Source organism: Catenulispora sp. MAP12-49, assembly GCF_041262705.1.
Lineage (GTDB): Bacteria > Actinomycetota > Actinomycetes > Streptomycetales > Catenulisporaceae > Catenulispora.
Map to the genome: position 1 here is coordinate 60342 of NZ_JBGCCP010000022.1, position 15419 is coordinate 75760.

A 15419-nucleotide genomic window follows, 5' to 3' on the forward strand; every position below is an offset into this window, starting at 1 on the left:
TGTGACGACGCCGAGCCGTCAGGGCACGATCACGAGCTTGCCGCGCACCCCGCCGGTCCGGCTGAGGTCGAACGCCGCCGCCACCTCGCTCAGCGGGAAGGCCTGGGCGACCTCGACCTTCAGCAGGCCCCGGTCGGCCAGGTAGCCCAGTTCGGCCAGCCCCGCGCCGTCGGGCCGTACCCAGATCCAGCGCCCGCCGTGCCCGGTGACGGACGGATCGGCGATCGACACGTGCCGGCCGCCCTCGGCCAGGACGGCGAGCGTCGTCTCCAGCTGTCCTCCGACGCAGTCCAGCACCGTGGTGACACCATCCGGCGCCAGCGCGCGCACCCGCTCCACCAGGCCCTCGCCATAGGCGACCGGCTCCGCGCCGAGCGAGCGCAGGTAGTCGTGGTTGCGCTCGGAGGCGGTGCCGATGACGCGGGCACCCCGGGCCCGGCCGATCTGCACCGCCATGCTGCCCACACCGCCGGCGGCCGCGTGCACCAGAAGCACGTCCCTCGAACCGATTCGCAGCGCGTCCAACGACCGCAGCGCGGTCAGCCCGGCCAGCGGCAGCCCGCCGGCCTGGGACCAGTCCAGCGCCGCGGGCTTGCGCGCCACGTCGCGCGCCGAGACGCTCACCAGCTGCGCGAACGTCCCGGCCTGGACGGCGTCCTTGCGGGCGTAGGCCATGACCTCGTCGCCGGCGGTGAACTCCGGCGTGTCGGGCCCGGCACCGCGCACCACCCCGGCGACGTCCCATCCCGGGATGGCGGGGAAGACGGTGTCCATCATCCCGTCGAGCCCGCCGGCCATGACCTTCCAGTCGACCGGGTTGACCCCGGCGGCCCGCACCTCGATCAGCACCTGCCCGGGGCCGACCTTGGGGTCGAAGACCTCGCCGACGGTCAGGCGCGAGTTGTCTGCGGAGTACTCGGAATACGTGGCGGCTCGCATCTCTCCACCATGTCCGTGGTATGCGGAAGTGAAACACGGGTTACGCCGGTCGGCGTGCCGCGCGATGATCCGGGGTTCAGCAGGTGGAGTCGGTCTGGGTGGCCAATCCGATGCGCCACGGCAGCAGGTTGTAGCTCTGGTTCGCGGACGGGTCCTTGCCCTGGTACAGGTACTGCAGGTGGCAGGGGCTGATGGTGACCGTCTGGTCGTAGCCGCTGCGGATCGCCTCGCCGCTGCTGAGGTCCTGGGTCCAGGGCGTGCCGCTGAACGTGGCGTTGGAGGCAGCCAGGAAGGGGTTCGACTGCGTGGCCGCCAGCGGGGTCCAGCTGCCGGTGAGGCTGGTGGAGGTCCAGGAGTGGAACAGCCGGTGGCCGTCGGAGCCGATGGCCTCGACCACCATCAGGTAGGTGTTCGATCCGTCGACCTTGTAGACGTTGTCGGCCTCGAACATGTCGTACTTGTTCGGCGCGGACGCGGCGATGACGGTGTTGCTGCCGTCACCGAACCCGTTCGGGAACTGCGACAGGGAGCTCGTGGAGCGGTAGACGTGACCGTTGTCGTCGACGGAGAACAGGTAGCAGTTCGCCGAGTCGCAGATCACCCAGCTGTCGACCCAGTAGCCGCCGGACAGGTTCTGCTGGATGATCGACGGCACGCCGTTGCTGTAGAAGTTGTGCGGCGCGCTCCACCCTGACGGGTTGCTGATGTCGGGGTTCGTGGAGTACCCGATGTTCGAGCCCTCCTGGTACGTCACGTACCACAGCTTCTGCGGCGCGAAGTAGAACACCATCGGAGCGGTCTTGTAGCCGCCGCCGATCGGCGTGGTGTCCAGATAGGTCCACGGCGCGGCGTCGGCCTGCGACCAGTCGCTGAAGCTGGTCTGGGCCATGCCGTAGTCGCCGTTCGAGTCCACGGTGGACAGCACGACGTACCACTTGCTGTTGTAGAACACGACCGAGGGGTCCTTCGCCGCGATGATGGTGTGGCGCGAGTCGGACTTCGGGCTGATCAGGACGCCGCTGGAGCTCCATCGGAAGCTGCTCGGGAGCGAGCCGCCGCCGGGGCTGCTGGGAGTCGTCGACGGGGTGGTGGGCGGCGTGGTGGACGGGCTGGTGGACGGAGTGGTGCTCGGCGGTGTCGAGGGCGTCGTCGAGGTCGTCGACGGCGTCGTGGGCGGCGGCTGCGAGCCTTCGCAGGACACGCCGTTGAGCGCGAAGTCGGTGGGGGCCGGGTTGCTGCCGGTCCAGGTCCCGTTGAACCCCAGGCTCACACTCCCGCCGGAGGCGATGACTCCGTTGTAGGCGGCGTTCGTGACGCTCACCTGCGCGCCGCTCTGGGTGACGTTCCCGTTCCACAGCTGGGTGACGGTCTGCCCGGCGCCGAAGGACCACGTCAGCCGCCAGGACGTGACCGCGTCCCCTTGGTCGGTGACGCTGACGTTCGTGCTGAACCCGCCCTGCCACTGGCTCGACACCGTGTAGTCGACCTGGCAGCCGGCGGAAGCGCGGGCGGTGGTCGTCGCGACGGCCACACCCGCGACGGCCAGGCCGGTCGCGACGACGGCGGCGAGCGCCGCGCGACGGTCGAAGAGGCTCATGGACACACTCCTTGCGGACCCTGGGTGGAGATGGGATCAATCGGCCCGGTGTCGGCGTACCGCACCGTTGCGTGAAGCTGCCACGAACACCCGGGGTCCTCAAGGACCCGCGGACCCGGCGCCCTCGGCACGCAGCCCCGCCTCCTGCCGATGAGCTGGGAGAACAAGGGGATACGCAGTCCTCGGACATGCCGGTGTCCGTCCGGTCGCGGGCGAAAGTTTCACGGCATGCCGGGATCCGCCGATCACGCCCGCAGCCAGGACATCCCATGGTTCGCCGAGATTTCCGCATCGGGACGGCAACCTCCGGCGCCGGCCGGGCCACTAAGGGGTCGAACGTGCGTCCATCCACCTCGAAGGGGAACCCTCCGTGTCACCCACCCTCCCGCCGCCCCGATCCCGCCGTGCGATGTCCGGGACGGTCGCGTTCCTGACCGCCGCGGGCTTCGCGACCACAGTGCCGACACCTGCCACCGCCGGCGCCGCGCCGACCGCCACGGTCACGGTGGACGCCGGCACGTCCCTGGGCACGGTGCCCGCGACCGGGATCGGCCTCAACACCGCCGTCTACGACCCGAACATGACCGCTCCCGCGGCGACATCGCTGATGAAGGCCGCCGGTATCCGGCAGCTGCGCTATCCCGGAGGATCGGTCGGCGACGGCTACCACTGGAAGACCAACACCCTGAGCGGACCCGGCAGCTGGGTGGCGCCCAACACCGACTTCGACCACTTCATGGCCACCGCGAAGGCCGTCGGGGCGCAGCCCATCCTGATCGCGAACTACGGCACGGGTTCGGCCCAGGAGGCCGCCGACTGGGTCGAGTACGCGAACGTCGACAAGCACTACGGCGTGAAGTACTGGGAGATCGGCAACGAGGTCTACGGCAACGGCCACTACGGGAGCGGCTGGGAGACCGACTCGCATGCCGACAAGAGCCCGGCGGCGTATGCGACGAACCTGGTCGCCTACGCCAAGGCGATGAAGGCTGTGGATCCCGCAGTGAAGATCGGAGCGGTTCTGACCACGCCGGGCGGCTGGCCGGACGGGAGCAAGGCGGCCGGGGACACCGCCGACTGGAACCACACGGTGCTCTCCATCGCCGGAAGCTCGATCGACTTCGTCATCGTCCACTGGTATCCGGGCGGCACCACGTCCGCGGACTTGCTGAGAACCCCCGACCGGATCGCGGCCGTCACCGACACGCTGCGCTCGTTGATCGCCGCCTACGCCGGCCCGCGCGCATCGTCCGTCCAGATCGCCGTCACGGAGACCGACGGCGACAACTCGCCGGCCAAGACCAGCCAGGCGGCGGCACTGTACGCGCCGGACACCTACATGACCTGGTTCGAGCACGGTGTCTTCAACGTCGACTGGTGGGACCTGCACAACGGCCCGGGCACCGTCAAGACCGTCGACGGCCAGACCGACTACGAGGACGAGGGGGTGCTCTCCAGCGGGACGTGCTCGGGAGGCGCGTGCGAACCGGCCTCGGAGACGCCGTTCCCGACGTATTGGGGCATCCGCTCGCTCACCGCGCTGGCCGCGCCCGGCGACACCATGGTGAAGGCGTCTTCGCGCGACGCGTCGGTCGCCGTCCACGCGGTGCGCACCGCCGGCGGCGGCCTGAACGTCATGCTGATCAACAAGAACGCGGCGAACCCGGCGACCGTGTCGCTGTCGTACGCCGGGTTCACGCCCGCGTCCGGAGCGGTCACGACAGTCTCGTACACCAAGGGCGGCACCGCTCTGACGACCGCGACGGCCGGCACCGCGGCCGCCCAGACCCTGCCGCCGTATTCGATCACGACGCTCCAGCTGAAGCCGGCCGGGGCTCCGGCCGCACACTCCACGCATCAGAGCCCGCAGGCATCCGCCACCTCCAGCGCGGGGAGCTCGCAGCACAGCGGTGCTGCCGTGGTGCCGACCTCCGTCGGGTCGACCACGGCTGCCGCCGACGGCGCGCAGGCTCATGCGGTCACCGGCGGCGTGCTGGCCTTCACCGGCGCGGGCAGCGTCGTCACCTACGGCACGATCGGGAGCCTGGTCGTCGTCGGCGCCGGCGGCGTCCTGGTCGTCCGCCGGCGACGGGCCGGCGCGGCGCACCGGCGGTGATGACACCGTAGAACCGGCCCGGCCGGCGGCGGAAGGCTCAACCGCCCGCCGGGAACTCCCCGTGGACCTCGCTGGTCCGGCCGGACGCCGTGGCCTGGACGAGGAACGTGTCCTTGCCCGCGTCGCGCTTGCCGGTCTGGTGGTTGAACTGCGCGGCGAAGAGCTGCCGGGCCGCCGGGATCGTCCGGCCGGGCTTGAGGACCCAGCGGTAGACCAGGTAGCCGTCGGACGGCGTCACGGTGATCGTGAAATCGTCCGGCGGCGCGGTCAGCCAGTCCCCTGTGCTCTGCACACCGCCGGTCTGCGCGATCCGCAGTTCCACGGTCATCGCGGTCAGCGGTTGTGCGACATCGATGGTCAGGTCGTTCTGGCTCCAGTAGACGGTGCTGTGCGCGTTGATGTCAGCCCGCGCGGAGATCACGCCGTCGCCGGTCGGCGCGGCCGAGCGGTGCGGCGTGGACGGGCCGGAGGAGACCGGCGGCCTCGCGGAGGAGACGCGGGGCTGCGGGGTTGCGGCCTGACCGGTCGGCGCCACGACCACCGGCGCCGGACGCTCAGGCGCCTGCTGCCGGACCCCGGCCGCGACGGCCAGGCCGCCGAGGCCCAGCACGCCGACGGCGGCCAGCGCCGCGAGCGAGACCTTGGCCCACGAGGCCTGCCTGCGCCTGCGGTACCGCCGGGCCCGGCGAGCGTCGGAATCCTGGGCCATGCCCTGGTCGATCCGGGCCAGCATCGCCTCGCGGTCCGGCTCGTGGGCCTCAGCGGCCCGGCGCAGATGCTTGCGGGTGTCGTCCACTGAATCCCCCTTCCGCCGGATCCGCGTTGCCCATGTCCCCGTGCCCGAAATCCCCGCTCGCCTGCGCTCCGAGCAGCCGTCTCAGCTCGGCCAGACCCTTGGAGGTCTGGCTCTTCACCGTACCGACCGATATTCCCAGAGCCTGCGCGGTCTCCTTCTCCGACAGGTCGAAGGCATGCCGCAGCACCACACAGGAACGCTTGCGGAAGGGCAGCCTGGCCAGCGCCGCGCGGACGTCCACGCCGCCGGCCAGGTCCGGCTCCTCGGTGCGCTCCGTCCGACCGGCCCACAGCAGCCTGATCCGGCCGCGCTCGCGGATCGCCCGGCGGGTGCGGTTGCGCGCCATGTTCGCCACCACGCCGCGGGCGTAGGCGACGGGGTGGTCGGCCGCACGCAGCCGGTCCCACCGGTGCCACAGCGCGAGCATGGCGTCCGCGGCGAGATCGTCCGCCCCGTCCGACTCGCCGGTCAGCAGGAAGGCCAGACGGCTCAGCTCCGCGTAGTGGCGCTCGAAGAAGTCGTGGAATTCCGCCGAGGCATCGTCGAAGACCATCTTCGCGAGGGAGCCTCTCCGATGAAGGATTTAGATGAAGGATTTAGATGAATGTTCAACCGCTTTGCGGATAGGCAGCTTAGCAGGGTCAGGGACTGGTGCACCTCAGTGCCGGAGCCGATGGCGAGCCGTTGGCCAGGAAGCCGAACGACGTCGAGGCGGACGGTTGCAGCGAGCCGTTGTAGGCGGCGTTGGTGACCGACGCGGACGAACCGCTGGTGGTCAACGTGCCGCTCCACACTTGGGAGATGGTCTGGCCGTTGACGAGCGTCCATGTGACGGTCCAGCCGTTGACCGCCGCGCTTCCGGCGGTCACCGTGACCTGTCCCTGGAAGCCTCCTGGCCAGGAGTTGGTCGTCGAGTAGGTGGCGCTGCACGCGCCGGTGGGCGGCGGGTTGCTCGACGGAGTCGTGCTGGGCGTGGTGCTGGGCGTGGTGCTCGGGGTCGTGCTGGGCGTGCTGGATGGCGAGGTCGGCGGCGGGCTGGACTGGAATTGGGTGAAGAAGTTCCACACCACCCCCGAGGTCCAGGTGTGCCAGCCGTCACCGGTACTGCCGTCGATGGGTCCGGGATCGTGGCCGGCTCCGTCGAACGCGGCCCACACGACCGGGTATCCCGGCTTGCATCCGGTGTAGGCGGTGACGATGTGCGTCAGGCTGCCGTATGCCGGTTCGGGCGGATTCTGGGGCGTGCACTGGTCGTTCCGGACGAAGGTGTCGCGCAGCGAACGGCCGTCGGCGATGGGCAGGACGTTGTCCCGGATGCCGTGCAGGCCGATGTAGGCGACCGGCTGCGTGCCGCCGTCGCATCCGCTGAGGTTCGCCCCGGAGTAGACGGCGACCGCGCGGAAGACCGTCGGCCGCGAACACGCCAACTCGTAGGTCATCGCGGCCCCGTAGCTGAAGCCGGAGGAGAAGATCTGTCCGGTGTCGATACAGAGTCCTGATTCGAACTGGTTGAGCATGTCGTCGACGAACGCCACGTCCTGGCCGCCGGGGTTGGCCCAGCCGTTGTTGTTGCCCTGGGGCGCGACGAAGATGGTGCCGTTCCCGTCGGCGTCGGCCAGCTTGCGCAGGCCGTAGTAGGACCAGTTGTAGCCGTCGGTCCCGCCGGAGTCGACGTCGTTCATCGTCCCGCCGAGCCAGTGGAACCCGAAGACCAGGCGGTAGGAGAGGGTGTCGTCGTAGCCCGCGGGCAATCGCAGGATGTAGCTGCGTGTCTGGCCGCTGCTTTGGATCGTGTGCGTCCCGCTGGCCAGCGTCGGGGCCTTGCCGCAGCCGGCGGACGTTCCAGCCGCCCCGACAGCCACGGCAGCCGGGGACGCCGCGGCGGTACTCAGACTCCCGTAAGCCACCAGGGCAGTGATGAGGGCCACCACCAGCACCGCCAGTGCGGCCGGCCCGAAGCCGGCTCTGCGCTTGTTCATCTCTCACACTCCATCGAACCGATTCGCTGGATGAGTTCGACGGAATAGTATGATCCTGACATGCAAGGGTCAATCGATGCTTCATACTCTTAATGGAGAAGACCGCTCAGACCTCTGGCTTTACTTTGCCATCGGCGTACAGGTGTCGAAAGTTTCAGACCAATAGACCGCTCCCGCCGCGCGACTCATACGCCGCGGCCAGGATCAGGTAGGCGCTGGCCGTCCAGGTGTAGGCACGATCGCGCAGGCCGCTGCCGGACAGCGCGTCGAAATTCTCTGCGAAGCCCGACTTCTCGCACAGCGCGCGGAACCGGCTGCTCACCTCGTCGGCGAGCTCGACGAAGCCGGCCCGCCGCAGACCGTCCTCGATCAGGACGGTCGACGGCGCCCAGATCGGGCCGCGCCAGTAGCCGTCGGCTTCGTAGTGTTCCGACGAGGGCTGCTCGGTGGCCGGCCCGTGTGGCGTGAGGTGGGCCTCGATGGCGTGGGCCAGCGTGTCCCGGACGTCCTCGGGCAGCGCGTCGCCGAGGACGATCGCCATCAGGTCCAGCAGGCTCGTACTGGCCGTGGTCTTTCCCGTGGCCGCGCCGCGCGCGACGAACCGGCCGTCGCGCCACAGCTCCTTCAGCATCGCGGCCCTGACTTCCTCGCGATGGCGCCGCCAGGTCTCGGCCTCGTCGGGCAGGGCCAGTTCCTCGGCGAGTCCGGCGAGCCGGTCGAGCTGCAGGGTGAGGAACGCGGCCAGATCCGAGGTCTGCACGACCCGGTCGGCGTCGAAGGTGGTCGCGTTGTCCCAGCCGCTGTCGTTGCCGTGCTGGTAGTGCGGCAGGGCCTGGCCGGGGACACGGCGTGCGGACAGCCAGAAGCGCGTCCACGCGGACAGCTTGCCGTAGACGTCCTTGAGCTCGGCTCCGCTCAGTGGGCGGGGCAGCTTCCCGCGCAGATGTCCCAGGGCCCAGCCGTGGATCGGCGGCTTGACGTAGTTGTAGAGGACCTCGGAGTGCGTCACCGAGTCCGGAAGGGCACCGCTGTCGTCCTGGTGGTCGAACGGGATCTGGAACTGGCTCCACGCCAGGTCCGGCGCGCCGGCCGCCAGCGCGATGGCGTTGAAGCAGTGATCCCAGCTCCAGACCTTGTCCATCCAGTGCTTGGACATGAGCACACCGGGCCGGCTCAGGAACCCGGCCGGGCGGACGGTCGCCGACCACAGGACGTAGGCGGCCAGGTCCGCGGCCGGCGTGTCGGCGGTACGCCAAGGGGCGATCGCGTCCACGAACTCTGCGAACCCCGTCGCGGCGGTCTCCACCACACCCTCGAACGCGGCACCGCCTCGGTAGCGCGGCCGAGCACTGTCGAACTCCTCGACGGTGATCTCCCAGGCCCGGTCGGCGGGCAGCTGGAGACCCCGCTCGGCTGTTCCCAGGGCTTGGACTCCGAACACCTCGGCGGGTTCCCCTCGCAGCACCGTGATCCGATAACGGCGGCCGGTCTGGTACAGGGTGAAGATGTAGGACCCGTCGACCGGATCGCGGTAGAAGTAGGGTCCGCTGAACGGGGTGAGCTTCGGATCGGCGGCGGTCAGGCGCAGGCCCAGGCCGGTGCCCCCGCCTCTGACCCGCACCGTGTCGTCGCTCTCGTAGGCGAGCTCGAACCCGGAGTCCTGCCACGTCCAGGCGAGCCTGGCCGGTGTGGCGGCCACGGTCGCCTCGACCCGGACACCGGAAGGATCGGTCGGCGTGAAGCGCAGGACCGGGTGCAGTCCGTTCTGATGGGACACGAGGTGCAGGTCGTCGGCGTAGGTCGCCTCGGCGACCACCGGCGAGATGCCGAACCAGGATCCGTGGTGGCTGAAGGGGATGTCGCGGACGTCGAAGGTCGGAAGGGCACCGGCGATGGTCATAGTGGTCTTTTCTGTGAACAGGACGCGGGCGGCTCTGCGTCGGCGGGAGATCCGGGCTGGTGCGGGCTGGTGCGGGCTGGTCCTGGCCAGTCCTGGCTAGTCCTTGACCGCACCGGCGGTCACACCGGCGGCGACGTAGCGCTGGGCGACGACGAGCAGAACGGTGGCCGGGACCGAGGCGACGACCGCGGTGGCCATGATCGCGTTCCACTGCTGGTTGTTGTTGCCGATGTAGTGGTAGATGCCCAGGGTGATCGGCTGGGCCCCGCCGGAGCTGTCGAGGGTGTTGGCGAACACGAAGTCCGACCAGGCCCACAGGAAGGCGAACAGCGACACGGTGACAACGGCGTTGCGGCTGACCGGCATGACGATGGACCAGAACGTGCGCAGCTGTCCGGCTCCGTCGGTCTTGGCGGCCTGGAGCAGCTCCCCCGGGATCCCGGACATGAAGGCGGCGAACACCAGCGTGCCGAACGGGACCGCGATGGTGGAGTCGGCCACGGTCAGCCCCGGCACACTGCCGAGCATCCCCAGGTTCAGGTAGATGGCGTAGAAGCCCATCGCCATGATGATCCCGGGGATCATCTGCGCGATCAGCAGCGCGAAGCTGAGCGCGCCGCCGCCGCGCGGCCGCAGTTTGGCCAGCGAGTATCCGGCCGGCGCCGCGACCGCCACGGTCACCGCCACCGTCCCGAGCCCGATGAACAGGCTCGTGCCCAGATACGGCATCTGCTGGTTCAGCACGGCGCGGTACCCGTCAAGGGTTCCGTGGACCGGGAACCAGTTGGGCGGGGTCTTGCGCATGTCCTGGTCGCGGGTCAGGGACTCGTTCACCATCCAGTAGACGGGGAACAGCATCAGCGCCGTCAGCACCAGGCCCACAGCCGTCTTCCACCACGTGGTGCGGGGACGTCGAAAAGTGGGCATCACGCCTCCCGCTGCCTGCGCTGAGCGCGGATGTAGATCAGGCCGAAGGCCAGTGCCATCACGACCAGCAGGTTGCCCACGGCCGCCCCGGGCCCGAACTCCGGCAGCAGGTTGCCGAATCCCAGCTGGTAGGACCACGTCGCGAAGGTCGCCGAGGAGCCGGCCGGACCGCCCTTCGTCATGATCCAGATGATGTCGAAGACCTTCAGCGTGTAGACCAGCCCCAGCAGCAGCGTGATCGCCGCGACCGGACGCAGCAGCGGGAACGTGACCTTCCAGAAGCGCTGCCACGCACTCGCGCCGTCCAGCTCCGCGGCTTCGTACAGCTCCGGCGAGATCGCCTGCATCCCGCTGTAGAGCATGACGAGGTTGAACGGGATGCCGATCCAGACGTTGGCGATGATCACCGAGGCCAGCGACCACTTCGGGGACGTCAGCCAGTCGATCGGGGCGATCCCCAGCGCGTGCAGCACGTGGTTGACGATCCCGGAATCGCTGTTGAGCATCCACGACCACGTCGAGGCCGACACGATCAGCGGCAGCAGCCACGGCACCAGGAACAGCGCGCGCAGCGTCGCGGACAACCGGAAGTGCCGGGTGAAGAACACCGCCAGTCCCATGCCGATCCAGAACTGGAACAGGATCGACACGCCGGTGAACACCAGCGTGTGGACCAGCGCCGGGCTGAAGGCCGGGTCGCTCAGGATCTTGCGATAGTTGTCGAAGCCGGTGAACGGCGCGCCGCCGTGGACGAACGAGCGCACCGTGTAGTGGTGCAGGCTGAGCTCGATGTTGCGGTACATCGGGTAGGCGTAGAACGCCAGCAGGTAGATGGTGACCGGAGCGAGGAACGCCCACCCCGCCCACTGCGTGGAGCGTGGACGGGGACCGGGCGCTGTCATGCTCACTTGGTCGCCGCGGCGGCGGCGTTCTGCGCGGTCGTCATCGCGGACTGCGGCGAGGCCGAACCGGACAGCGCGGCCTGCACCGCGGTCCACATCGGCTGCGAGATCTTCGGGTACTTCGTCCCCAGGTCGTCGCTGGTGCGGCCCTTGGCCGCGGCGACCGCGGCCACCCACGGCGCCAGGTCGGGATCGGCGGCGACCTGCTTGGCCTGCACGGCCGGGGTCGCCGCGACGTAGGACAGCGTGGTGTCGGTGGCCTGCGCGTTGTCGGCGCTGGTCAGGCAGGCCACCAGCTTCTGCGAGGTGGCGTACCGGCCGGTCTTGTCCTGCACCGGGATCGTGACGAACTCACCGCCCGTCGGCGCGGCCGCGGTGCCGTCGTTCATCGCCGGGATCGGGATGATCCCGTAGTCGAACCCTGCCTTCTTGGCGTTGGCCAGCTGCCAGGTGCCGTTCTCGCTGAACGCGTACTGCCCGGTGGCGAACTCCTGCCAGCTGGTCGTCTGGGTGTTGTTGATGACCGAGTTCGGCGCGTAGCCCTTCTTCAGCCAGTCCGTCCACAGCGACAGCGCCGCCACCCCCTGCGATGAGTCGAGCTTCTTCAGGTCGGCACCGGACCCCCAGAACCACGGCAGGAACTGGAAACTCCCCTCCTCGGTGCCGATCGCCGAGAACGTGATGCCCTTCTTGCCGGCCGCGGTGACCTTCGCCAGCGCGGCGGTCAGCGAGGACCAGTCCTTCACCGAGGCGATGTCCACACCGGCCGCCGCCAGCACCGACTTGTTGTAGTACAACGCCAGGGTGTTCGCGCCGATCGGCACGCCGTAGGTCTTCCCGGCCAGCTGCCCGGCCGCCAGCAGGTTCGGCGCGATCCCCGTGGTGTCCAGATGCGTCGTCCCGGTGTCGGTGACCACTCCGGCGTCGGCCAGCGTGGAGACCACGGGGTTGTCGACGATCAGCACGTCCGGGGAGTTGCCCTGCTGCGCGGCCAGCAGCACCTTGGTGGTCAGGTCGGTGGTGTCGAAGCCGGTGCGCTTGACGCTCACCCCGGCCTGGCTGCCGCACTTGGTCAGCAGCTGCGACCAGGCCGAACCGCTGTCGAACTGCGGGTAGGGGTCCCAGACGGTGAAGGTTCCGCCGCCGGCCCCGGACCCGCCGGAACCGGCGGCGCCCGCCGAACTGTCAGCGCCTGTGGAACTCTTCGACGCCGAGCAGGCGGCGGCTGTGCCGGTGACCGCCAAGGCGAGCCCGACCGCGGCGACGCGCCGGGTTATGGACTGTGCTTTCATAGTCGTTCCCTTTCGATCCGCCGCCATCAGGCGGCTGATGGACTCCGCATTGCCGTGCGGAGGATGGGATATCCAGGTGGCGCGAGCACCGGAGAACGCGCTGTATCAGCTGTCTGACGCAGGTGCGGGTCCGGTGCTCGCGCGCAGGGAGACCGGTGGTGCGAGCAGGACGTGCCGAGGCGGCGCGTCGGGGGTGGCGAGCAGTTCGAGCAGCAGTTCCACCGCGACCCGGCCCATGTCCGCCGCCGAGACGTCGGCCGCGGTCAGCTGCGGCGTCACCGCTGTGGCCCAGCGGCTCAGCGCGATGCCCGCGACGGAGAAGTCCAGCGGGACCTTGCGGCCGTGCACGGCCAGGCCCCGGTACAGGCCGCCGAGCGCGGCCTCGTTCACCGTCACCAGTGCGGTGGTGTCCGGATCGACGGCCAGGACCCGGCCGATCGTGTCCTCCCCCGAGGCCGCGTCGTCCCCGCACAGGTAGGCCGCTCCGATGACGCCCTGTTCCTCGCAGGCGTCCTCGAACCCTGTCAGGCTGCGATGCGCGGACTCGTATCCGGCCCGGAACAGCCGCTCGGAGCGGTTGACGAAGGCGATCCGCCGGTGGCCGAGATGCGCCAGGTGCTGCACGCACGAACCGACCAGGGCGGTGTAGTCCATGTCCACCCACCGGGTGTGGTCGGGCTTGCCGGTGCGGCCGATCGTGACGAACGGGAACCCGGACTCGGACAGGTAGTCGACCCGCGCGTCCTCCAGCCGGATCTCCATCAGGACCGCGCCGTCCACCCGCCGCTCGGCGACCAGCCGGCGAAGCCCTTTGTCCCCGTCGCCGATGGACGCGGCCATCAGCACGTCGTAGCCGAACCCGGCCGCGGCCTCGACCAGGGAGCCGATGAAGTCCAACTGCATGTCGGTGTAGTGGCTGCTGGCCGGTGGGAACACCAGGCCCAGGGTGTGGGTCTGGCCGGAGGACAGCGCCCGCGCGGTGGCGCTGGGCTGATAGTCGAGCTCGTCGATCACCGCCTGGATCCGCGCCCGGGTCTCGGGCGAGATCGAACGCTTCCCGGACAGCGCGTACGACACCGTGCTGCGGGAGACTCCCGCACGCCGAGCGATCTCACCGATGTTCACGCGATTCTCCGATGGACGAGAGCGAAGGGCGAGGGGGCGATATTCGAACCGGTTCGACCGATGAATGGAAGCGAGGGTAAGCGCGTCCGCTGCAGAGTGTCAACCATGTAACCAGCACCCGAAGTCAGCCGGCTGACAGCCTGGCGGACCGGTGCCGTTGACAGTCGCGAAGCAGCACCCTACGTTCTGACGAACCGGTTCGACGTCGAGGCGGCTCTGTGTTCGAGGCAGCCCTGTGTTGCCGCCACCGGTCCGGCCCCTCACGGCCTGACGAGGCCCCACTTCATCCTGTGCACCACCGTGTTCCGTCACTGACGAAGGACAGACACCATGGCACACCTCACGTGGAGCAACACCAACGGCGGCACCGCCACCTACACCTTCACCGGCAGCGCCGTCACCATCTGGGGCGTCAAGGACCACGATCAGGGCATCGCGGGCTTCTCCGTGGACGGCGGACCGGTCACCTACGCCGACGACTACGCCAGTACCCGAACGCCCCAGGCACCGCTGTGGTCCAGCACCGGTCTAAGCGCGGGCACTCACACGGTCACGATCAGCGCTACCGGGACGAAGAACTCCGCCAGCGCCAGCGACATCGTCGCCCTCGACGACGCGACAGTCAGCCCGGCCGCCGGCACCATCGACGACGGGACCACGACCGGCACCGACCGCTTCACCTACGGCAGCAACTGGGGCACCGCCACCGGCGTCGGCGACCTGTACACCGGCACCGCTCACTGGAACAGCACCGCCGGCTCCACCGCGACGCTCAGCTTCAGCGGGACCGGTGCGGTCGTCTACGGCGTCAAGGACGTGGACCAGGGCATCGCCACCTACTCTGTGGACGGCGGCAGCGCGCGCAGCGTGGACGACTACAGCAGCACCCGGATTCCGGGAACGAGCCTGTTCGCCGTATCGGGACTGGCCTCCGGAAGCCACACCATCACCATCACGGTCACCGGCAGCAAGAACGGCGCCAGTGCGAACGACGTCATCGCCTTGGACTCGGCGACCGTCTTCTGACCCGCCGATCGCCTTCGCCGGTCCGGGCCGTCGCATCATCAGCTGCGGCCCGGACCGGCCGCGCGCCGAGCTCGGCGGCCCGTCCTGGTGAAACTTTCATCATCCGCCGCGCTGCACTCGCCGTGCCGAGCGAACCCTGACCTGCCCCGCAGTCCTGGTTCGGCGAGAAGGCCGCACACGCCGTGCGCTGCTTGCTGTTTCCCGCCAAAGCCTCGAACCGATACGTTTCCCACCGCCGGCACTCCATGTCCCCGCATCAGCCCAGAAGCGCCATGCGGGGACAAAACCAGTTGTCCGCCCGCTGTGTGGCGGATCCAGACGGAAGTGGTAAGCCGCATGCCTGACCCCCGGTCACTGCCGCCCATCGGTATATCGCTCTACCGGATCATCATCGGATTCCTCATGGCCTGCCACGGGGCCTCCACCCTGACCGGCTTCCCGGTCAAACCCACCGGGCACACCGTGTCCCCCACCACCTGGCCCGGCGGCGTCGCAGCCGCACTGCAACTGGTCTTCGGGCTGCTGGTGATGATCGGACTCGGGACGCGCCTGTCGGCCGTCGTCCTGTCGGGAACCATGGCCTACGCCTACTTCTCCGTACACCAGAAGCACGCCCTGCTGCCCATGGCCAACGGCGGCGAGCCGGCCGCGCTGTTCTCGTGGTCCTTCCTGGCGATCGCCCTCGTCGGCGCCGGACCACTGGCACTCGACGCGCTGCTGGCACGCTCGCGGCCGGACGGGGCGGCGCGCGCCGGATCAGCGAGCCGGTCGACGCAGGCCAACGCGGCGATTCCCGGCACCGACTAACCGATCGACCGGC

13 protein-coding genes are annotated in these 15419 nt (G+C 69.5%); 3 read left to right on the forward strand and 10 right to left on the reverse strand.

Annotated features, from left to right (window positions below; all coding sequences use genetic code 11):
• Window positions 1-18: 18 nt before the first annotated feature.
• Together ABIA35_RS32320 and ABIA35_RS32325 are read right to left on the reverse strand one after the other, a co-directional pair.
• Window positions 19-939: an NADP-dependent oxidoreductase gene (locus ABIA35_RS32320; RefSeq protein ID WP_370360441.1), complete on the reverse strand. Its 921-nt coding sequence runs from the start codon at window positions 937-939 to the stop codon at window positions 19-21.
• A gap of 76 nt (window positions 940-1015) precedes the next feature.
• Window positions 1016-2536: a non-reducing end alpha-L-arabinofuranosidase family hydrolase gene (locus ABIA35_RS32325; RefSeq protein WP_370360442.1), complete on the reverse strand. Its 1521-nt coding sequence runs from the start codon at window positions 2534-2536 to the stop codon at window positions 1016-1018.
• A 370-nt stretch (window positions 2537-2906) separates the two neighbouring features.
• Here ABIA35_RS32325 and ABIA35_RS32330 point away from each other — a divergent pair, with 370 nt between their 5' ends.
• Complete coding sequence (locus ABIA35_RS32330) at window positions 2907-4652, forward strand: cellulose-binding protein (protein ID WP_370360443.1); 1746 nt, start codon at window positions 2907-2909, stop codon at window positions 4650-4652.
• Between the two features lie 37 nt (window positions 4653-4689).
• On the opposite strand, the gene ABIA35_RS32335 is transcribed toward ABIA35_RS32330, so the two are convergent.
• From ABIA35_RS32335 to ABIA35_RS32370, 8 genes are all read right to left on the reverse strand, one after another.
• Window positions 4690-5448 carry a hypothetical protein gene (locus tag ABIA35_RS32335; protein ID WP_370360444.1) on the reverse strand — a complete coding sequence of 253 codons (759 nt, stop codon included), beginning with the start codon at window positions 5446-5448 and terminating at the stop codon, window positions 4690-4692.
• Window positions 5411-6001, reverse strand: a complete 591-nt coding sequence (locus ABIA35_RS32340; protein WP_370360445.1) for a SigE family RNA polymerase sigma factor — start codon at window positions 5999-6001, stop codon at window positions 5411-5413. Before ABIA35_RS32340 ends, ABIA35_RS32335 begins: the two co-directional genes overlap by 38 nt.
• Window positions 6002-6089: 88 nt before the next feature.
• Complete coding sequence (locus ABIA35_RS32345) at window positions 6090-7427, reverse strand: cellulose binding domain-containing protein (protein ID WP_370360446.1); 1338 nt, start codon at window positions 7425-7427, stop codon at window positions 6090-6092.
• A 154-nt stretch (window positions 7428-7581) separates the two neighbouring features.
• Entirely contained in the window at window positions 7582-9327 is a 1746-nt protein-coding gene (locus tag ABIA35_RS32350) for an amylo-alpha-1,6-glucosidase (RefSeq protein WP_370360447.1), read from the reverse strand.
• 96 nt (window positions 9328-9423) lie between these two features.
• Entirely contained in the window at window positions 9424-10254 is an 831-nt protein-coding gene (locus ABIA35_RS32355) for a carbohydrate ABC transporter permease (RefSeq protein ID WP_370360449.1), read from the reverse strand.
• Window positions 10254-11156: a carbohydrate ABC transporter permease gene (locus ABIA35_RS32360; RefSeq protein ID WP_370360450.1), complete on the reverse strand. Its 903-nt coding sequence runs from the start codon at window positions 11154-11156 to the stop codon at window positions 10254-10256. The genes ABIA35_RS32355 and ABIA35_RS32360 overlap by 1 nt, the downstream gene beginning before the upstream one ends.
• A 2-nt stretch (window positions 11157-11158) precedes the next feature.
• Entirely contained in the window at window positions 11159-12448 is a 1290-nt protein-coding gene (locus ABIA35_RS32365) for an extracellular solute-binding protein (protein WP_370360451.1), read from the reverse strand.
• A gap of 105 nt (window positions 12449-12553) precedes the next feature.
• Window positions 12554-13573, reverse strand: a complete 1020-nt coding sequence (locus ABIA35_RS32370) for a LacI family DNA-binding transcriptional regulator (RefSeq protein ID WP_370360452.1) — start codon at window positions 13571-13573, stop codon at window positions 12554-12556.
• A 330-nt stretch (window positions 13574-13903) separates the two neighbouring features.
• Between ABIA35_RS32370 and ABIA35_RS32375 the strand changes: the two genes are divergently transcribed.
• Complete coding sequence (locus ABIA35_RS32375; RefSeq protein WP_370360453.1) at window positions 13904-14599, forward strand: hypothetical protein; 696 nt, start codon at window positions 13904-13906, stop codon at window positions 14597-14599.
• Window positions 14600-14935: 336 nt separating this feature from the next.
• Window positions 14936-15406, forward strand: a complete 471-nt coding sequence (locus tag ABIA35_RS32380) for a DoxX family protein (protein ID WP_370360454.1) — start codon at window positions 14936-14938, stop codon at window positions 15404-15406.
• Window positions 15407-15419: the final 13 nt, after the last annotated feature.